This window comes from Staphylococcus sp. Marseille-Q1834 (genome assembly GCF_916858875.1).
GTDB classification, from domain to species: domain Bacteria; phylum Bacillota; class Bacilli; order Staphylococcales; family Staphylococcaceae; genus Staphylococcus; species Staphylococcus pragensis.
The window spans coordinates 1128176-1148305 of sequence record NZ_CAKASN010000001.1 but is presented as its reverse complement, the minus strand read 5'-3'; the positions used below and the strand labels follow the sequence as shown (position 1 = coordinate 1148305).

The window sequence follows — 20130 nt, the reverse complement described above, 5'->3', positions numbered from 1 at the left end:
CTTTTTTCAACGCCATTAAATTTTTAATGGTACCCATCATCTTTATATCTTGTTACATTAACCTTTGTAATATGAATCTAAGCGCCTTTTATTGAGAAATATACTAATCAACAAAAACTCATAATTAGTTATTGCATTATTCCAGACTTAGATCATCAAATTTTAAAAAATAGGAGGAAATACATTGGCAAAGCTATTATATAAACTTGGAACATTTATAGCTAAAAACAAATGGCTTAGTGTCATTGGTTGGCTTGTCATCTTAGGCGTAATTATTACACCACTTATGCTTAACTCGCCTAAATTTGATGACGACATTACAATGAACGGTTTAAAGTCACTTGATACAAATGACAAAATCAGTAAAGAATTTCATCAAGACAGCGAAAAAGCCTCGATGAAAATCGTCTTCCATTCTAATAGAGAAGATGGTTTGAAAGATAAAGATACAAAGAAAGATATTGAAGATGCATTAGACAATATCAAACAAAAAGATGATTACATCCAAAATATCTCAAATCCATATGACAGTGGACAAGTCAATAAAGATGGCGACACAGCTATCGCAAATATTAGTTATGTTGTTAAACAAACAAATATGCAAGATTCATCTAAGAAAGTCATCGATAAAGAATTACAAGACGTAAAAGATAACCACAATATTCAAATAGAAAAAACCCAAGGTGGTTCAATGGGTAATGAGCCAGGTGGAACATCTGAAATAGTAGGTATCGTAGTCGCTTTCGTTATTCTACTTATTACCTTTGGTTCACTTATTGCCGCTGGTATGCCAATCATTAGTGCCATTATCGGACTAGGCTCAAGTGTGGGTATCATTGCCTTATTAACATTTATCTTCGATATTCCAAACTTTACGCTAACGCTAGCTGTAATGATTGGTTTAGCAGTAGGTATAGACTACTCACTATTCATTCTATTTAGATATAAAGAACTTAAAAAGCAAGGCGTCGATACAATAGAAGCTATCGGTAAAGCTGTTGGAACTGCTGGTAGTGCCGTTATCTTCGCAGGTCTTACAGTAATGATGGCCGTTTGTGGACTTTCATTAGTAGGTATTGATTTCCTAGCTGTAATGGGATTTGCCTCAGCAATCAGTGTATTATTTGCGGTATTAGCAGCACTAACGTTATTACCAGCATTGATTAGCATTTTCCATAAAAGTATTAAAATTAAGAATAAATCAACTAAAAGTAAAGACCCTAAAAATCACCCATGGGCTAAATTTATTGTAGGTAAACCGATCATAGCAGTCATCATTAGTTTAGTTATCCTCATACTAGCAGCCATTCCTGTAAGCGGTATGCGCTTAGGTATTCCAGATGATGGCATGAAACCTAATGATACTTCAGAACATAAAGCATACGAACTTATCTCAGATAACTTTGGAGAAGGTTATAACGGCCAAATCGTCATGTTAGTTAACACTAAAGATGGCGGTAGCAAAAAAGATATTCAACGCGACTTAAGCAACATGCGTGATGACTTAAAAGATCTTGATAACGTAGATACTGTGTCTCAAGCAAGACTTAACGACAATAACCATTACGCATTATTTACAATTATCCCTGAAAAAGGACCAAACGCTAAATCAACTGAAGACTTAGTTTACGATTTACGCGATTACCATAGCCAAGCTCAAGACAAATATCATTTCGACACAGAAATCTCAGGACAAAGTGTCATCAATATTGATATGTCTGAAAAACTTAATAACGCTATTCCAGTATTCGCAGGCGTTATCGTAGTCCTTGCATTCTTACTATTAATGGTAGTATTTCGTTCAATCCTTGTACCACTTAAAGCAGTACTTGGCTTCATCCTATCATTAATGGCAACACTCGGATTCACAACGCTTGTCGTACAAGACGGCTTCTTAGGCGGTCTATTCGGCGTAGAAAATACAGGCCCATTATTAGCATTCTTACCAGTTATCACAATCGGCCTCCTATTCGGATTAGCCATCGATTACGAACTCTTCTTAATGACACGTGTTCATGAAGAATATAGTAAAACTGGAGACAATGACCACTCAATTCGCGTAGGTATCAAAGAAAGCGGACCAGTTATCGTAGCCGCTGCACTCATCATGTTCAGCGTCTTCATTGCCTTCGTCTTCCAAGACGACACAATGATTAAATCAATGGGTATTTCACTCGCATTCGGCGTCCTATTCGATGCCTTCATCGTTCGAATGACACTGATTCCTGCCCTAACAAAACTCTTCGGCAATGCATCATGGTACCTACCTAAATGGCTAGGCGCCGTCCTACCAAAAATCGACGTCGAAGGTAAAGCACTAGAAAGCGATGATTATCATCAAACTTCTTCTGCTTCTGAAAAAGGCCAAGAAGACACACGCTACAGAGAATTCGTTAGCCCAGACAAAGACACTCATCATAAACAAGATGACACACGTAGCTACAGAAACCATGACAATAATCACCCCCATGAACACTACAACAACGAAGATTACAATCATTCTGTAAGCCTAAATCATAATGAAAACGAATCAAGTCACCATTATAATAACCAACACGAAGATGCACCATCGCACTCAAACTTTGATACAACTACAAACCTTTATAAAGATTTAACAGATAACAACGTTGATCAAGATGTACTATTTAAAGCGTTAATGTTATACGCTCGTGAAAATAACAAAGGCGTATATGACAGATACAACAATCCGCCAAATCACCGTCATGATGACGAACATAGAAATTAAAAATTAAAAGGAGGAAACGCGTTATGTTCAAACATCGTAGTTCGAAATTTCTAGGACTACTAGCCATAATTGCCTTAGCCATCGTGCTAAGTGCATGTGGTAATAGTGGTAGCGGGTCATCAGACGATGGCAAAACAACTTTAGGCAAAAAAGAAATTGAAATTCCTTACATCGCAAGTGATAACTCGACTCCACGTTCTTTAGTCATCGCTGAAGTATTAAAAAAAGCAGGATATGATGTAACAACAACACCTGTCCCAGCAAGTGGCCCATTATATGCTGACGTTTCAGCTAATCATGACTCTTTCCACGCGTCAGGTATCTTCCCAGATACAGATAAAAGCTATTATGATAAGTATAAAGATAAACTTACTTTATATGATGATAAAAACTTTATTGATGACGTTAAAGTAGGACTCGCTGTACCTAAATATGAACAAGATATTGATTCAATTAGTGATTTAAAAGACAACAAAGATTTCGGTAAATCTGTAGACTGGACTATTCAAGGTACAGATGCTAGAAATGGTGTAATGAAACAAACAAAAGATGAACTTGATAAAAACGATTTAGAAAATTACAGCTTAAAAGAAAGCTCAGACCAAGCGCAGTTTAAGAAAATTCAAGGCGCATTCAAACAACAACAACCGATTATCTTTACTGCAATGGAACCTAATTGGTTCTCTAAAGAATTAGATATCAAAATGTTAAAAGATCCTGATAAAATTTACGGCAGTGATCATGAACATATTAATTTAGTATTTAATAACAACTTCAAAGATCAACACCCTGCTGCTTATAAGATTGCAACACGTATGGCAGATAACTGGAGTAAAAAAGATGAAGAGAAGCTCGCTAAAAAAATCTTTGTCGATAATAAAAATCCAGAACAAGTTGCGAAAGATTACGTAGATGATAATGACAATAAAGTGGATGATTGGTTAAAAGATGTAGATACTGAATAATCTACAGAGATTTAAAGGTATCAAGATGAAAATTTCATAAGGGGCATGCTTATTTTATATAGCATGGTAAGACTATCTATATCTCAAAGGTATGGATAGTCTCTTTTATTTTCTCTACATAAATATAAACGAGTGGCATGCGGATATTACTTCTTTTAAATTAAAATTTTTTTATGTAATTAAAGTATTTGTCCTAATTGCAATATCCCTATATCGAGAAGTTATGTTTGGAATTATAAAAGGTATTGTGATAAATTACTCTTATTACGTCAGGCTATCTGGCTATATTAAAGACATAGGAGAATCAGATTATGCCGACAGCTAATCAAAAACGAATGATTAAACATATTCATGAAACAGTTTTTACATTATTAAATGATTATCATTTTGATGAAATAACTGTTCAAAAGATATGTGAAACTGCCGAAATCAACCGTAGTACGTTCTATCGTTACTTTCAAGATAAATACGATATACTCTACACTTTGCCAGATTTTATTATTCAAAAAATTGTCAATGACGATATAGGTCTTTCTACACCTGAATCATTTCAAGTTTTTATCTATTACATCGGCAAACATAAAAAATTGTTCAAGCATCTCTTAGTTTCTTCCCGACAAGTAGATGTCTTTCGCAATCTGACTAATGTGAGTAGAGAAATGATTCTTAATAATGCTAAAAATGAACAAAATCCTTTAGCAATTAAAATTCGACAAAGTAAACATCCTGAAATTGTGGCTGATTTTTTTAGTAGTGGTATTATTGAAGTCTTGAGACGTTGGGTGGAAAATGACTACAATTATAGCGTTGAAGAAGTATTCGAAACGTTAAATAGTTTATTAGAAACATCATTAATTTGTTATAAAGATTAAAAAGCATTCTCACTCGAAATCAAGTGAGAATGCTTTTTTGTTATTTCCGTTTTCTAGATCCTATACTCTTATAAATCATAAAACCAGCGTTGATTACTATTAAGATGGCTATAACGGCTAACACCCAAGTAGGCCAGTTCATAATATTATACATAACTAATAATATCATCAATATAAGATTCAACACGTTCAATGCCATCATTTGTTTATCCATTAAAAATCACCTCTGTACTACATTACCCTCATAAATTTAAAATAATAATTTCTTCACTTCTTGAGCTACTTTAGCTGGTGATTGTGGATTTTGTCCTGTTACGATACGTTCATCCACTAATACATAAGGTGTAAAAGGTAGGCGCCTAAACGAATATTTAGCGTCCCGTTTTTTTATTTCATTTTGTAAGTGGAAAGGTACTAAAGTGTCACGGTTGGCTAATACTTCTTCTATATTTGAGAAACCTGTAATGTGTTTATCTGCAATTAAGTAATTTCCATTTTCTGCTTTGGCGTTAAGAAGCGCTGCGGCACCATGACACACTGAGGAAACGATGCCTCCCTTTTGGTAAATCGTTTCAATAGCGTGCTGTATCTCGTTATTTTCCGGGAAATCATACATAACGCCATGTCCGCCTGTAAAATAAATAGCATCGTAATCTTCGGGATTAGCTTCTGTTATAGGTTGTGCGTATTTCAATTTATTCATAAATTCGGCATCTTTATAGTAAGATTTCGTGGTTTTATCTAACATTAATGGGGAAAGGCTCACGGGATCGATTGGTGTATTGCCTCCAGTGACGTTAAAAATATCTAGTATTACGTCTTCATCTTTAAGTTCATTATAAAAATGAACAAGTTCACTTAACCATAGGCCTGTTGGCTTCTCATGTTCTCCAAAATAATCTGTACTTGTATTTACAATTATTATTTTTTTCACGTTATTCACCGCCTTTTTTAGTTATCCATTTTAATAATTATTTTGCCTTTAGCGTGTCCATTTGTAGAATATTCTAAAGCTTGTTGAGTGTCTTTGAAATCAAACACTTTATCAATAATAGGCTTGATTTTACCGTCTTCGATTAATTGTGCAATTTCTTTCAATTGGTCACCACTTGGGTGCATAAATAGAAATTCATAATTTACATTAAATTGCTTTGCACGTCGTCTTAATTTATAAGAAGCTACGCGTAATAAAGCTTCTTTACCAAGGTTAAGCTTCAAATCACGAGCATTTTTATCTGTAGGAATACCAGAAACAGAGGCGATGGTGCCACCAGGTTTAAGAATTTCGAAGGATTTTTGTAGATTATCGCCACCTAATGTATCAAAAACGCCGTCGAAATTATTTAATATTTTAGAGAAGTCTTGTTCGCGATAATTTATAAATTCATCTACTCCTAATGATTCAACTAATTCTTTTCCTCGGTCGCTACCTGTCGTTGCAACGTATAAGCCCATTGCTTTAGCAAGTTGAATAGCAAATGTACCTACGCCTCCTGAGCCTGCTTCTATTAAAACCTTATCTCCCTCTTTAAGTTGCATCACTTCGTTCAATGCTTGATAAGAAGTTAAGCCGACTAATGGAATGCTCGCCGCTTCTTCAAACGTTAGTCCTTTAGGCATAGGCGCAATTTCAGAAGCATCTATTGAAATATATTCCGCAAATGTGCCAATTTTAGTTTTACGTGGTCGTCCAAAAACTTCATCTCCAACTTGATAGTCTTTAACATTTGCGCCTACTTCTGTAATCACACCTGCAAAGTCGTTCCCTAAAATGAGTGGAAACTCATATTTTAATAAAACTTTCAATCCACCATCTCTAATTTTGAAATCAATCGGATTCACACTAGCCGCCTTAATTTGAATACGTACTTCGTTGGGATTCATCGCAGGCATTGGCATACGTTCTTCTGATACTGGATGATTACCATATTGGTGTATAACCATCGCACGCATATCTGTTTTCATTATTCCCTTGCCTCCTCATCTATATTATTGCATCCCATTATAATTACTAAACCATGTAATTACCAACTATTAGTTTTAAAAAATCACCTATAGCCTAAGACTATAAGTGAGTTAAATTTGTTAACGAACTTCTCTCTTTTCTTTTGGTAGGAAAAGGGCAATTAGAAATGCGATGAACCCTATACTAGCGATAACACTGAATTGCACAAAATAGCTAGGAATGGTACTTACAACAATCATTAAAACAGGTGCAATGGCTGTACCTAAAAATAAAATAAACGTGTTAACTGACAAGAAGAAACCTTGATTGCCATTAACGACCATCCCAACTTTAGAAATTGTAGATGGAATCGCAAATGCAATACCACTTATAAAAGTCACGCTCCATATTGTTAATAGAACTGCGTTTGTTGCACATGCCATTAAAATAAGTGAAACAATACAAGTCGCTAATGCGCCTAAAATCACATTTTTAACACCCATGCGATCACTAATACGACCGGCAAATAGTGAAAGGAGCATACCGATAATTCCGAACAATTTCGCATTAATCGCCATGGCATCAGAACCGCCAATATACTCTGACGTTATATAGTGATTAAAAATTTCATACATACTAATGAACATCGTTAATAATGACAATGATACGGCGTAGCATAAAATAACTACTTTATTTGTTTTAAAGTCACTAAAGTTATTGAAAAATTTAAGTAACTTAATATTAGGATTGATAACTGGACTTTCAGGTATATTTTTATAAATTACAAATGCTAACACAAGATATAAAACAGTTAATACAAAGTAAACAACGTGCCAATTTGAAAATTGAACGATGATTTCACTTAAATTTTGCCCTATCACACCTGATAGCATGAAACTCGTACTAATAAAACTAATGGCCGTCATACGCTTAACTGGTGTATAGGTTTCAGTCACATAGGTAATCGATACTGGTGAAAAAGTTGCAGCAAAGATACCTTGGATTGCACGTAATACAACTAATAAAGTAAACGAATGGATAAAGCCTATCGTCAAACAAATGATGACTAACCCGCTTATACCAAATAAAATTGTTCGAATACGGCCAAACTTTTCAGAAATAGTACCATAGAACAAACAGCTTAATGAATATGTAATTGAAAATGCGACGCCATTTAATGTCGCAACAGATGCTGGTATATCAAAATCCTTCGAGAAAGAAGCTGTTAAGGGTAACGCTGTGTATAAACTACACATCACGATAATACCTGCAATAAAGAAGATGGTGGTAATTCGATTATAGTTCATAGATTTTTGCATATCTTTTCTCCTTTACAAGTTTATCTTTGGTTCAACATTATTATTATGCCACTATGTCTCTAAATTCTAAAGGTGTCGCATACTCCCTCAATGCTATATCTTCTTTTTCAATATATTTATCTCTAATTCGAAACTTTTCTATTGACCTTTTCAAAAATAAGGAATACAATTCTAGTATAAAAATTATATCTGTGAGGTGAATATAGTGAAAATTGAATTAGGATTAACGTCATTTGGAGACAATGACAAAATGGTGACAGAAGATGGTACGCTTGAGGCAGTATCAAACGCTCAACGTATTCGGGATATCGTTGAAGAAATAGAGTTAGCAGACCAATTAGGTTTAGATGTTTATGGATTAGGTGAACATCATCGTGAAGATTATGCCGTGTCAGATCCAGTAACGGTTCTTGCGGCAGCGGCTGCTCGTACTAAGCACATTAAATTATCATCTGCAGTTACAGTGTTGCCTTCAGATGATCCAGTGCGCGTGTATCAACGCTTTTCAACATTAGATGCGGTTTCAAATGGGCGAGCTGAAATAATGATCGGTCGAGGGTCATTTATCGAATCATTCCCGTTATTCGGTTATAATTTAAATGACTACGAAGATTTATTTAACGAGAAGTTACAATTATTGCTAAAAATCAATAAACATGAAATAGTTAGTTGGGAAGGTAAATTACGTCCAAGTTTCGAAGCGACGCCAATTTATCCACGCGTAGAACATGGAGAATTACCTATTTCAATTGCTACAGGTGGTACACCTGAATCTTCTTTAAGAGCAGGTGCGTTTGGATTACCAATTACCTATGCAATTATTGGTGGCAATCCTAGACGATTTACACGCAATATTGAGATTTATAAATCTGTAGCCGCTTCTTATGGCCATAATCCAGATGAATTACCAGTGGCTGTTCACTCATGGGGTTATGTCGCTGAAACAGATGAAGAAGCTAAGCGCGATTTCTTCCCTCCTCTCAAAGCCCATCACGATATTATTGGTCGTGAACGTGGCTGGCCTGAGTTTGATCAGAATGCTTTTGAGCGAGAAATTGGACCAAATGGTGCGATTTACCTTGGTAGCCCTGAAACGGTTGCCCAAAAAATTATCGATACTGTAGAAACATTGGGACTTAACCGCTTCATGATTCATACACCGATAGGTTCTATGCCTCATGAGTATGTCATGAAGTCAATTCGTCTATTTGGCGAACGCGTGAAACCAATTGTTGATAAATATTTTGAAAACAAATAAAAAGGAGAAATTTATATTATGATTTTACGTTATGCTGCAAACTTAAAACTTGCGAAAGAATTATACACTGCTTCAAAACCTAAATTAAAAGGTGACCAAAAAATGAAAGAAACATTCACTAATGTATTCGGTTTACCTGAAGACTCTGTTAAATTAGCAGGTACTGTAGAGGCTACTGCTGCTGCATTATTTGCTGCAAGTTTCTTAAGCAAAAACTTATCTCGTTTAGGATCAATTGCTACTTTCGGTGTACTAGGCGTAGCTGCTTACAAACACTTCGAAGCTGGTCACGGTAAAGAAGGCGCTCAACACGCATTAGATTTATTAGGCCTAGCTGCATTAAGCTTTGCTGATACTTTTTGTGAGAAAAAATAATATACTTGTGAAAATATAAATAGAGAGTAGGACGTGTAATTTGTCCTACTCTCTATTTATATTTAGTTAATAACTCAGGGTGGATGTGGCAATAGCTGATATCTTCTGGGCATTTGTCTAAGCGATCTTGATGTTCATCTGCACTCTTAATGTAATTACTGAGTGGTAGAACTTCAACGGCAATACGTTCCTTATCAGGTCGCTGATTAATGAATACTTGAGCTTCTTCTAAGTGTCGAGGATACTCGCTATAAATACCCGTGCGATACTTCGGACCTTCATCTACACCTTGCTTATTGACACTATAAGGATCGATAATTTCAAAAAGATAATTCATTAAATCTGTAATTGAAACTTGGCTAGGGTTGAAAGTCGTTTTTACACATTCTGCATAGCCATCATAGTCGCCATCAAGTTCAGTTGTTGTTCCATTTGCACGTCCCGCTTCTGTTGCCACAACGCCAGGCAATGTTTTAATAAAAGCTTGGACACCCCATAAACATCCCCCAGCAAGATATACCGTTTCCATCACTGCCACCTCATTTACTTCATCGCTTTATTTAATACTTTTTTAAATGCACGTTTATCTATATTATTATTTTGTTGTTTTTGGTGCTCTAATCTTTCTTTAAAATGATTTTTATCTGTCGCAATATCATTAAGTATGTTCGTTAACTGAGTATAGTCTGTTTGTGGGACTATATTTTTTCTAGCAATAAATTCACGGCGATGTGCTGTTTCATCATAAGCTAAAATTAATTGATTACTTAACATCGCTCGCTCTATAGCATTAGAGATTTCGCCACCACGATTAATATCTAAATAAACATCACATGATTTAAATAGATTACTTGTCATTGATTTAGTGATAGTCGGATATAATGTCACATTTTGGTATTGATTAAGGCGCATTAATTTTTCCGACATTTCTGTGATAGCACCTATATGGAATTCAAATTCTGGTAAGTTTTGAATTAATGTTTCAATATTTGAAATGTCATCAGAATTAGTTAAGTTGAGTATACGTTTTGCGTATTTATTATTTTTCTGATAATCATACAGATATCCAGATTGCACAATTGATCGACGATATTGCGGTTCAATATTTTCAATAATACTTTGATATTCATTTTTATTTGGAATAATTATTGTATTTTGTTGCGCTGAATTGTCTAACATTAGTTTCATATTTCCCGGGACATTACCGCCACTCTGTTCTTGCCAGAAAAGTACCGTTCTTTCAATGATGTCGGAATGATACGTTACAAAAAAAGGTGTGGCTAATGAATTAATAATAATTTTAGATAAATCTAACTCTAATTGTTTTAAAAAGAAAATAATAAAGTCATGTTTTGAAGCAAAGAAATGAGACTGTCCTTTCCAATCTAAGACAATATCTTTAGTGACAAAGTTCTCATATAATACTTCTTTGCCCTCACGATTAACATATGTTTTAACAATCGGTTTCTTTTTTAAATCATATACAGTAGTCGCAAATTTAAAGCCATCTTTTGTATAGTGATCTACTGAGCGTAAATGGTTATCTGTATCAAACCATTCTACAAAACTGACAATACGCGTTTTGAAATGTTTACGATAGAAAATGCGTCCTCTCACAATACCATTATCAATGACTTCAGCATAATCATTATTCCCTTTAATTTCCCAGAATGGAGGAACTTGAACATCATTGAAAAATGCTGGTTTATCATCATCTTTGCGTTGATAATCTGCAAAAAATCGATACGGTGAAATTACATCATCAGGTAAAAAGCCATCATCATCCATAACTATTGTTGAATGATTGTAACCTGCAAGTTGAAGCGATTGTTTAAGTTTTTGTGATGCTGCATCAAAACGTTCAAATAAATTAATCATATAGCACCTCATCAATTAAATTTTGCCATTTTTTCGTAATACTCTCAGTCTTAAATGGTGTCGCAATTTCATACGATTTATCATGTGCTTGTTTAGGGCCATTATTAAAATATTGAATTATTTTTTTCGCCATATTATCTGTAATTTCATCAATATTTTGTTTATCTTGATTGATTGGAATAAGATAGCCATTTTTACCATCTTTTATAAATGTTGGATTACCGTAATTCACATCGAATCCAATCATACCAAGACCAGAACCCACCGCTTCCATTAATGTTAAACCAAAACCTTCACTCGTTGATGCGGAAACAAACAAATCGTATTTAGGATAGATATCATCTAATTTTGCATGGCCTTTTAATTGGATATAGTCTTGGGCATTGTGCTCAGTAATCAGTTTTTCAATTTTTTCCCTTTCACTGCCATATCCGTAAATATCAAATGTTAATTTAGGAACTTCTTTTTTCGCTTCGATTGCCGCTCTAACAATCCAATCTACATGCTTTTCGCTCGCTAACCTTGATGCCGTCATCATCGAATAAGGTTGGCGTTCTTGTTTAGGATAAGTTAATTGATGCAAGCTCCCTACTGGAATAGTACGGACACGCGGTTGGTGTGCAGTAAATTGTTTAAATTGACTTGATAAAGTTTTATTTTGTAAATCTGTAGCTGTGATATAAAAATCAATAACTGGTGCTTGTTTAAAGACATATTCGTAATAATTATTCCATAAAATATGTGTATCATCTGTTGAATTTTCACTGAAATGTTCAGCATGTACTACAATGCCGACCTTACTTGGGCCTTTATTTTCCAAGATAGCCTGACCAACTTCCGTCGATCTATCAATAATCACGATGTCTTGATTAGTTAAATTTAATTTCTGCATGAAATAAGCTACAAATTGTTGTTTACTGTACAAACGCGCATCATCAAAAATATATACGCTCGAATCGCCATCAATATATTCTTTATAAACAATCGAGCCATCTTCATTATAGAACTGGCGCATATATAATTTCGCGCGGTTCTCGCTTGGAGCATAGTATTCTGAAAAAGTGCGGACATAACTGTAATAATCTTTACGAATTAACATGCCATTTACAACAAATTCAGCACGATCTACAATATTTTCACCTTCATTTTGTAAATAACAACTCACATAAGATTGATCGTTACCAATATATAAACGTACAACTTTTCCAGTTTCCACTCTTGCAGTAACAGGGTTACCTAAATCTCTAATTAAGTCATCAACAGTATAAGTTGTTGGCGCTATTGGAATATCACTAAAATATTGATAAAGCCAAATAATTTCATCATCTTTAAAACCTATATTTGATGTTAAAGTTTGAATATTTTCAGATGAAATGAAGTCCAAAAAGATAAATTTTGCGGACTGATTCGTTTGTCTTAATAGCTTAGCACGATAGGCTTGGGCATATTCTACACCGCTACTAGCCCAGCCAATACCGAAATTAATATTATAAATTGTCATTAAAAGACACCTCATTTTAAGGAAAATGTATTACTAAATCTTGTTTTTTATCAAACGTTAAAATGCTTAAACATAAATTACGAATAATATCACGTTTTATATTAATCATCATGGTTTCATATGTTTCTAAAGCTACTTTATGATATTCAAACATGGCATTACGTTGTCCATTTTGACGATTATTAACACTTGCTTTTAATTGTTGTAACTGGTCCACTTGATTAATCCATTCCACATCAATTGCTTTTAAAATCGCTTTTTGGAAAAATCGTAATTTATAGTAATCATTATTCGCTATTTTTAAATTATCTTCTAATTTTTTATTAAAAAGCTGTGTTAAATACTGTAAGGTTTTCTCACGTGTTTGCATATATTTTGTAATTGATGCGTCATTAAAGTTAAAACTTAAATGGTTATAAATATAATGGATAACCTTATCTTCATTGTCTATACGTTCTACCTTTAGGTCATATTCGAATACTTCATGCGCAAGTGAATTGAAATCAAACTGACTAAAATCTTGAGTTTCAAGGATACGATTTCGTTCTTCATAAACACGGTCCCGTTGAATACCGATACTTTTCTCAAATTCATTTGCCATTTCACGATTCATCATAGCTGTTTCTTCTGATACACGTTGTGCTTTTGTCACAATATTTCTTACTCTATTTCTGAAAAATGGACTCTCCTGCAATTTCTCAGGATTAATATCTTTTACCTTCTCATTTTCAGCTAATTTGGCATTACTCCATCTTTTTACAATATAATCGTCTAAAGATACATAAATTTGAGATATACCTGGGTCACCTTGGCGTCCAGCACGTCCTCGTAACTGTCTATCAACTCGGCTGTTTTCCATATGTTCATTAATGATTACCGCTAGACCACCAAGTTCATGAACGCCTGCTCCTAATTTAATGTCAGTTCCACGTCCAGCCATACTTGTCGATACCGTTACAGCACCTATTTGACCTGCTTCTGCAATCATCTGTGCTTCCTTTGCCACATTTTGCGCAATCAACAAGTTATTAGGAATATTTTGTTTAAACAGTTGTGCTGAGAAATATTCTGCCGCTTCAGCCGTTCTAGTAATCAGTAAGATAGGTTGTTTTGTTTGATGAACCTCTATCACTTTCTCAAGAATTGCTTCATTCTTTTCTTCAGATTTTGCATAAACTTTATCTTCTTTATCCTTACGAATAATAGGATGATCAGTTGGAATTTGTACAACTAATTTTGAATATAATTCAAAGAATTCTTTTTCACCCAGTTTTCCAGTTCCTGTCATTCCTGAAAACTTATTAAATAATTTAAATAAATTTTGGAAAGTAATCGTTGCCATTACACTTAAATCTTGCGATAATTCAACGCCTTCTTTTGCTTCAAGCGCTTGGTGTAAGCCGGATTGTAATTTTGTGCCTGGTAACATTCGACCTGTGATACGGTCAATAAGTACAACTTCCCCGTTATAAATAAAATAATCCATATTATCTTTGAATAAATATTTTGCGCGTAAAGATAAATTAATCACACGTACCAAATCAAAGTGTTTAGGGTCATACATATTTGAAACTTTAAAATAATGATTTGCCGCTTCAATTCCTTCTTCCGTAAGCCACACTTCTTTTTTATTCAACTTTACTTTGAAATGCTCGTCTTCAACTAATGTTTCCACAAACATTTTTATAATGTGAAAAAGATTAGATTGCACACGTGGGGCTCCAGAAATAACTAAAGGTGTTTGAGCAGCATCTAAAATAATCGAATCCACTTCATCAATAATCGCAAAATTCAATTCTGGTAAGTATTTCGCATCAATATGATCGGCTAGATTATCAAATAAATAATCAAATCCTAATCGCCCGTTTGTTGTATAAATAATATCGTGGTTATATAAAAACTGTTTCTCACCTTCTGCGTATTCGTAATCATGAATATCTACAAATCCGAGAGATGCTGTTAATCCTAACCATTCAAATAAAGGTTTCATTTCTTGAAAATCTCGGCTAGCCAGATAATCATTTGTCGTAATTAGAAATGCACCTTTGCCTGTGAGTGCATTCAAATAGAGAGGCATTGTCGCCGTCAATGTCTTGCCTTCACCCGTCTGCATTTCAGCAATATTGCCTTGATGCATCACAATAGCTCCCATGACTTGCACTTCTTTCGGATACATACCCAATACGCGTTTCGAAGCTTCTCGAATGGTGGCATAAGCCTCTGGCAACAACTTATCTAGCGTCGTTTCCTCATCAGCTAAACGCTTTTTAAATTCCGTCGTTTTCGCTTGTAATTCTTCATCGGTGTAATTCGCAAATACTTCACTATATCGCTTTACCTCAGTTAGTTGCTTTTTTAATCGCTTCAAACGCATTTGATTAATCAAATGATTCACTCGATCAGCCATCAGCTCCACCCCCATTTCGTCCTCTTACTTTAGCTATAACGCGATTCATAACTTCTACTTTAGATTGAGCGTTTGATACCTCAGAATCTGTCATTTCGTCCTTGTTTGCACTTAATTCCTTAATTTCTATATTTTGAAAATGCAGAACCGATAACCCTGCATTAATTAATTCTAATTTATATGCATAAGCCTCTACAGGAAATTGAAATTCTGACACATCTTCTTTAATTATCAAATATGAAATTTCTGTATCATTTTTACGATAAAACGTCATCTTGATGTAGGCCGCACCTGGTGGGTTTACTTTATAATTTAAAGTTAACGTATAGCGATGCCCTCTTTTCAAAATTGGAAGCGAGGGCACTGCTTTGTCATTATAAAAGTCAGTAATCATATGCCAATCATGAATGACTGTTCCAGAAGGCATTAGCGGATTTTCAAAATATGCCCCATCTTCTTTAAACTGCAATTTTGTGCCATACATAAATGTTTTTCGATTAATATGTCGCCATTCAATTTTAAATTCATTTTGCATTGACATCACTATCTCTCCCGAATTGATCTTTTAAGATAATATTATAAAAATTTACAAACCAGTTTGTAATTGTTGGTGTGTCATCGTTATGGCGACCAGGCACACCACGACTCATCACATGTGCACGGTGTTGACTAAGAACTGGTGACAATGCTTGAAAGGCTGTCGCATCATAATCATCATGTTGCATATAAGCAATCGCAAATGTTGTTTTTGAGAGATTACTGTTTTTTATTTTTTCCCAAAAACGTGTATTCAATTGGTCGATATCTGCTTGAGAAATACTACCTTCATTCGCTAGTAATACATCGTTCGCTGTACCGAATTCGTTTGGACGTAATAACTTCATATTATCTGCAATCGACCCTACATTAAGTAGAGGTTTCCCAACTACTACCGCTGCAGGCTCTAACTCTGTAGCATAATACAAAGCTCCAAACGAACCCATCGATAAGCCAGATAAAATCAAATCGTTCGGTTTGAAATTGAGAAACTCAATTGCATTACGTATAACATCAATAATACCCTTTTCAAAAGTGTCAGAACCTAGATAGAATGCGCCACCTTCAAGCCTTGGATCACCAATTAAAATAAATGGCGCATCCATCTTGTTCATCATGAAATAACCCTCAAAGCCTTCAGCAGAGCGATAACCACTAAAATAGACATTGAGCGGAGGTTTCATATCACCGGGATTGAAATAATAAATAAATTCCTTACGATGAGCATCAGCAAAACGCTTACCACCCATGATAAATTGCCCCATTTCAAGACGCGACCAGCGCTTATGGATAGCACCTAATTTAATCTTCCCTGCTCCTTTAGCCTTTAGAGATACACTGACATTAGCTTGATATGGCAAGCGTGGCAACTGTATAGGTTCTTTCAAATCTTGATGTTCAAAACGCAATGTTTGGTTAGGAAAGTCAATAGATCCATTAGGTGTAATTCTAAGCGTGTACTCTATCTCAACATTCCCATCAATTTCATATTCGGGCCAAATTTCATTTACTTTCTCTTGGTCATTAACCAAGTGTTGCGTCCATGTCACAAGTGGTTTAAATGATTGTCCAAAATCACCTTCAATTACAAGCGCCGTATTCCCCTCATACCAATACTCCCCTTGAAAATGAGGCTTCACTATTGCCTTAATTGGAGATATTCTATCGCCATATTGCCCAGGAAATGTCACCGCTAATAATTTATTGTGCAATTCTTCTTCTGTTTTATACTCTATTTTTTTTATCATTTTAGTTCTGACAAGTGTTTCATTTTCAAATTCTGAAGTCCACACATGGTAATCTATTACTGTGTTATGAGGCGTGCTAACAAGTTGTAATAACTTCATTAAAGGTTGAGAGTACGGACTTTGTACAAATACAAGATCGAAATCGCCATATGCATCAATAATCTCTTGAACTGCTTCAATGTATCCACTTTCAAATTGAAAAAGCGTATCATCAAGATAATCCCACTCTACATTTTTTTTATTATCGAATAGAGGTTCTAAATCTTTGCCCCCCACTTGTAATATCCTAAATTTACGTGCCATATGTTCCACCTTCTATCAAACTATCAAGCTGTTGAATAATAAATTTTGAGCTGAAATTTTCACTCAATTTTATAGAATGTGCGAAAGAATAATTCCAATTTTTTAGATTAAGTAAGAAATAATCTAATGCCATATGGAGTTGTTCCATATTTTCAATGATTAGACCATTTAATTTATGCTCAACATAATCTGTTTGGCTTTTATTTATTTGCGGAATACCTGCACTAATACTTGAAATTTGCAAATATAAATCCGGCTCTGAGTTTAAATCAATTACAACCCTTAATTGAGAGATAGCTTTCATTAAATCTTCTTCAAAAGGTACAGAAATGATTTTAATTGCTTCTATCTTTTCAAGTTCTGTTTCCAGAATATCGCGCACTTCTAAAGATAATTCTTCATTTTCAGTATTTAAAGAATCATTAATTTTTTGTATCTCTTCTTTAAGCCATGGCGCTATTTCATGATTACTTAATTTCGTCATTAAAATTATTTTTGTTTTCTCATGATGATAAATATACTGTGTTAACTGCGTCATAAGCGATTGCAATTCATTGTCCGTCAAGCCATCTATCCAAACACCTATATTCGTTTCATATAATTGGCTACTTATATTTGGTAACATTTGTGCTTCAAACGGCGTAATACGCATGTAATTAAACGGTTGAGATTGTAGATTGTCTGACACAAAGACATCAATTTTCCTTTCATTTTCTTGCGTATCTACTACACATTGATTTGCTACTGTAATTGATTTTAATAACTCATCATGAACATGCTTGTTACGTGGTGTGAAGAGCGAATAACATATATTTTCAGGTTGAAATATATCATTTAATAATTTATTGTGTCGTTCATCTGCCGCCACAATAAGTTTATCGTTAGTTTTTAGATTATTGTCGTTAAATTCACTTAATTTTTCGTGTATTAATTCGTCCATATTGTTATATTCTGTTTTTTGAAAATGAGGTTGATACTCAGCCATAATAGTTATATTTTGTGTGTTAAAATTCTGTCTCATAATGGTAGACCCATCGACATTTAAATAGTCTCTATACGCTGGCTTACTATTTAAGTCATAAGACTCAATTGAGGAAATAAAACCCCTATCATCAATAATAAACTTCCGTTTAAGCACTTCATTTTCAAAGTCTTCAATCCAAAGCAAGTATCCTTCTTGACTGAAATTAATCTTAGAATACATATTGGTAGCCGTAATCGCGATAACTTGAAACGGAGTGTATATAAATTCAGTATCCTCTGGCCAAGCTAAATCTCTATAATCTATCGCTTGCGGTGTTACATTCTGAGCACCTTGAATAGCATCGAAGAGAGACCAATAAGTTACTTCATAGAGCTGATGCCGATGTAGAAACAAACGCAACATGGGCTGATAATTTAGAATAAGCGTTGTGAATGTTTCTTCATTTTTACGATACATTGACAATAAGCTCACCATATCGTCAAATTCAGTAACTCTTTTTTTTCTGAAAAAAGGCTCGACAGCGCTATCCCACCAATAAGTTGAATCGTACCATGCGGGTATAAACTGTTTCATAATATTCTCCTTACCAATATTTATTCAAAATCTGTTTATAACGATCGAAGTATAAATATGTACGAATCGTTTCTCCAATATTTATACTGATATACACTAAAATAATTAGTTGAACTGAAAAATAGATTTCTTTTGACATATTTGGAACAAATAACGTTGAATACATAGGAATAGCTAAAATAAAAGCTACGATAATTGCGCCAGTCCAACATACTCTACGCGCTTTTAGATTTAAATAACGTTCTGTTTCTTTCCCAGGATTCACTGAGTCGAAATAATTTCCATTTTTTAAAAATTCTCTAGCTTTTTTCTTTGTATTAATTAAGAAGCGCGACAGTAAATAATTTAATATAATTTGTAAAACGAAATAACTTGTAATACCTAGTGGATGATTAAAACTCAAAAAGTTTAAATTAAGGTTTATACCAAACAGAGAAACTATTAAATTAATTAAATTATTTAAAAGTACAAAAGCTGACAAACTAACCATAATTGAAATACTTCCTGCTGGATTTAATTTCCAAGCTAGATAGGTCGGTGTCTTATGAGTAGAATTGTTCATAATATCTTTATAATTTAAACGATATTCTGACAACTCAATAAATAATAAGAAAAATAATGCAATAACTAAAATTGCAATAATTAAAATTAGCATGACTACACTAATATTTAATTTCATAAAATGTTGGTTGTTAAATAAAGATTTGGTTAAACTCATGAGAACAATAGGCATAGGACCAGCAATACCATAAGTAATATTTTGGTCTGCTAACCAGACAAGAAACATCGTACCTGTAATAAGTACTAACATGAGCAAAATGATATTAGTATCTTTTATAAAATTATTATGAATATATGTGTTAATTACATAATAACTTTGAAATGCTGCAAATAATAAAGTTAATATACGCTCTTTATAATGTTTCTCAGAACGTGTTTGCTTAGTAACTTTGTCAATGTCTCGATAATTCAATAACATTATAATGACTAAAGAAGTTAGCCAAGGACCAAGTCCTAATGAAAAAATATTTAATGTAGCAAGGTCTCCCCCAACATTAGAAATGGCTAACTTAAAAAATGTATCTTTTGTATCTCGAATCCCTCTAGCACCAATAATAGAAATATTACTCCCTAAAATGTAAATAACTAATATGAAACATGTGAATAATATTCTTTTATATAACACTTTATATTCCTGCTCTTTGAACATAATTCCACC

The 20130-nt window shown here is 34.0% G+C and carries 16 protein-coding genes; 5 read left to right on the top strand and 11 right to left on the bottom strand.

The window, feature by feature from the left end; translation table 11 throughout:
- Positions 1-184 precede the first annotated feature (184 nt).
- The 3 genes from LIX58_RS05700 (at position 185) to LIX58_RS05690 (ending at position 4583) form a co-directional block, all read left to right on the top strand.
- Positions 185-2746, top strand: a complete 2562-nt coding sequence (locus LIX58_RS05700; protein ID WP_154838164.1) for an MMPL family transporter — start codon at positions 185-187, stop codon at positions 2744-2746.
- A 23-nt stretch (positions 2747-2769) separates the two neighbouring features.
- Entirely contained in the window at positions 2770-3711 is a 942-nt protein-coding gene (locus tag LIX58_RS05695; RefSeq protein WP_154838165.1) for a glycine betaine ABC transporter substrate-binding protein, read from the top strand.
- Between the two features lie 311 nt (positions 3712-4022).
- The gene (locus LIX58_RS05690; RefSeq protein WP_154838166.1) at positions 4023-4583 is read left to right on the top strand and encodes a TetR/AcrR family transcriptional regulator; all 561 of its coding nucleotides are present in this window, start codon (positions 4023-4025) and stop codon (positions 4581-4583) included.
- A gap of 250 nt (positions 4584-4833) precedes the next feature.
- On the opposite strand, the gene LIX58_RS05685 is transcribed toward LIX58_RS05690, so the two are convergent.
- The 3 genes from LIX58_RS05685 to LIX58_RS05675 all read right to left on the bottom strand — a co-directional run bounded on the left by LIX58_RS05685 (position 4834) and on the right by LIX58_RS05675 (position 7847).
- Positions 4834-5517 carry a type 1 glutamine amidotransferase domain-containing protein gene (locus tag LIX58_RS05685; protein WP_154838167.1) on the bottom strand — a complete coding sequence of 228 codons (684 nt, stop codon included), beginning with the start codon at positions 5515-5517 and terminating at the stop codon, positions 4834-4836.
- Positions 5518-5534: 17 nt separating this feature from the next.
- Complete coding sequence (locus LIX58_RS05680; RefSeq protein ID WP_186805205.1) at positions 5535-6536, bottom strand: NADP-dependent oxidoreductase; 1002 nt, start codon at positions 6534-6536, stop codon at positions 5535-5537.
- A 132-nt stretch (positions 6537-6668) separates the two neighbouring features.
- The gene (locus LIX58_RS05675; protein WP_154838169.1) at positions 6669-7847 is read right to left on the bottom strand and encodes an MFS transporter; all 1179 of its coding nucleotides are present in this window, start codon (positions 7845-7847) and stop codon (positions 6669-6671) included.
- 205 nt (positions 7848-8052) lie between these two features.
- Between LIX58_RS05675 and LIX58_RS05670 the strand changes: the two genes are divergently transcribed.
- Both LIX58_RS05670 and LIX58_RS05665 read left to right on the top strand, forming a co-directional pair.
- Positions 8053-9105, top strand: a complete 1053-nt coding sequence (locus LIX58_RS05670; RefSeq protein WP_154838170.1) for an LLM class flavin-dependent oxidoreductase — start codon at positions 8053-8055, stop codon at positions 9103-9105.
- A gap of 18 nt (positions 9106-9123) precedes the next feature.
- Entirely contained in the window at positions 9124-9480 is a 357-nt protein-coding gene (locus LIX58_RS05665) for a DoxX family protein (RefSeq protein WP_126565434.1), read from the top strand.
- Positions 9481-9532: 52 nt separating this feature from the next.
- Here LIX58_RS05665 and LIX58_RS05660 read toward each other — a convergent pair whose 3' ends face one another.
- The 8 genes from LIX58_RS05660 to secY2 are packed head-to-tail and all read right to left on the bottom strand — an operon-like array spanning position 9533 to position 20121.
- The gene (locus LIX58_RS05660; RefSeq protein WP_154838171.1) at positions 9533-10009 is read right to left on the bottom strand and encodes a peptide-methionine (S)-S-oxide reductase; all 477 of its coding nucleotides are present in this window, start codon (positions 10007-10009) and stop codon (positions 9533-9535) included.
- A 14-nt stretch (positions 10010-10023) separates the two neighbouring features.
- Positions 10024-11358: an accessory Sec system glycosylation chaperone GtfB gene (gene gtfB / locus LIX58_RS05655; RefSeq protein WP_154838172.1), complete on the bottom strand. Its 1335-nt coding sequence runs from the start codon at positions 11356-11358 to the stop codon at positions 10024-10026.
- The gene (gene gtfA / locus LIX58_RS05650) at positions 11351-12859 is read right to left on the bottom strand and encodes an accessory Sec system glycosyltransferase GtfA (RefSeq protein ID WP_154838173.1); all 1509 of its coding nucleotides are present in this window, start codon (positions 12857-12859) and stop codon (positions 11351-11353) included. The genes gtfB and gtfA overlap by 8 nt, the downstream gene beginning before the upstream one ends.
- 16 nt (positions 12860-12875) lie before the next feature.
- Entirely contained in the window at positions 12876-15266 is a 2391-nt protein-coding gene (gene secA2, locus LIX58_RS05645; RefSeq protein WP_154838174.1) for an accessory Sec system translocase SecA2, read from the bottom strand.
- Positions 15259-15807 carry an accessory Sec system protein Asp3 gene (gene asp3, locus LIX58_RS05640; RefSeq protein WP_154838175.1) on the bottom strand — a complete coding sequence of 183 codons (549 nt, stop codon included), beginning with the start codon at positions 15805-15807 and terminating at the stop codon, positions 15259-15261. The genes secA2 and asp3 overlap by 8 nt, the downstream gene beginning before the upstream one ends.
- Positions 15791-17353, bottom strand: a complete 1563-nt coding sequence (gene asp2 / locus LIX58_RS05635) for an accessory Sec system protein Asp2 (RefSeq protein WP_154838176.1) — start codon at positions 17351-17353, stop codon at positions 15791-15793. The genes asp3 and asp2 overlap by 17 nt, the downstream gene beginning before the upstream one ends.
- Positions 17343-18911 carry an accessory Sec system protein Asp1 gene (gene asp1, locus LIX58_RS05630; protein WP_154838177.1) on the bottom strand — a complete coding sequence of 523 codons (1569 nt, stop codon included), beginning with the start codon at positions 18909-18911 and terminating at the stop codon, positions 17343-17345. The genes asp2 and asp1 overlap by 11 nt, the downstream gene beginning before the upstream one ends.
- A gap of 10 nt (positions 18912-18921) precedes the next feature.
- The gene (gene secY2 / locus LIX58_RS05625; RefSeq protein ID WP_154838178.1) at positions 18922-20121 is read right to left on the bottom strand and encodes an accessory Sec system protein translocase subunit SecY2; all 1200 of its coding nucleotides are present in this window, start codon (positions 20119-20121) and stop codon (positions 18922-18924) included.
- Positions 20122-20130 lie beyond the last annotated feature (9 nt).

What these genes read in the sequence shown, in the direction of transcription:
- LIX58_RS05665 (WP_126565434.1), top strand. Translation starts at nt 9,124, where the DNA reads ATGATTTTACGTTATGCTGCAAACTTAAAACTTGCGAAAGAATTATAC.
- secA2 (WP_154838174.1), bottom strand. Translation starts at nt 15,266, where the DNA reads ATGGCTGATCGAGTGAATCATTTGATTAATCAAATGCGTTTGAAGCGA.
- gtfB (WP_154838172.1), bottom strand. Translation starts at nt 11,358, where the DNA reads ATGATTAATTTATTTGAACGTTTTGATGCAGCATCACAAAAACTTAAA.
- LIX58_RS05695 (WP_154838165.1), top strand. Translation starts at nt 2,770, where the DNA reads ATGTTCAAACATCGTAGTTCGAAATTTCTAGGACTACTAGCCATAATT.
- asp3 (WP_154838175.1), bottom strand. Translation starts at nt 15,807, where the DNA reads ATGTCAATGCAAAATGAATTTAAAATTGAATGGCGACATATTAATCGA.
- LIX58_RS05675 (WP_154838169.1), bottom strand. Translation starts at nt 7,847, where the DNA reads ATGCAAAAATCTATGAACTATAATCGAATTACCACCATCTTCTTTATT.
- asp2 (WP_154838176.1), bottom strand. Translation starts at nt 17,353, where the DNA reads ATGGCACGTAAATTTAGGATATTACAAGTGGGGGGCAAAGATTTAGAA.
- gtfA (WP_154838173.1), bottom strand. Translation starts at nt 12,859, where the DNA reads ATGACAATTTATAATATTAATTTCGGTATTGGCTGGGCTAGTAGCGGT.
- LIX58_RS05690 (WP_154838166.1), top strand. Translation starts at nt 4,023, where the DNA reads ATGCCGACAGCTAATCAAAAACGAATGATTAAACATATTCATGAAACA.
- asp1 (WP_154838177.1), bottom strand. Translation starts at nt 18,911, where the DNA reads ATGAAACAGTTTATACCCGCATGGTACGATTCAACTTATTGGTGGGAT.
- secY2 (WP_154838178.1), bottom strand. Translation starts at nt 20,121, where the DNA reads ATGTTCAAAGAGCAGGAATATAAAGTGTTATATAAAAGAATATTATTC.
- LIX58_RS05680 (WP_186805205.1), bottom strand. Translation starts at nt 6,536, where the DNA reads ATGCGTGCGATGGTTATACACCAATATGGTAATCATCCAGTATCAGAA.
- LIX58_RS05660 (WP_154838171.1), bottom strand. Translation starts at nt 10,009, where the DNA reads ATGGAAACGGTATATCTTGCTGGGGGATGTTTATGGGGTGTCCAAGCT.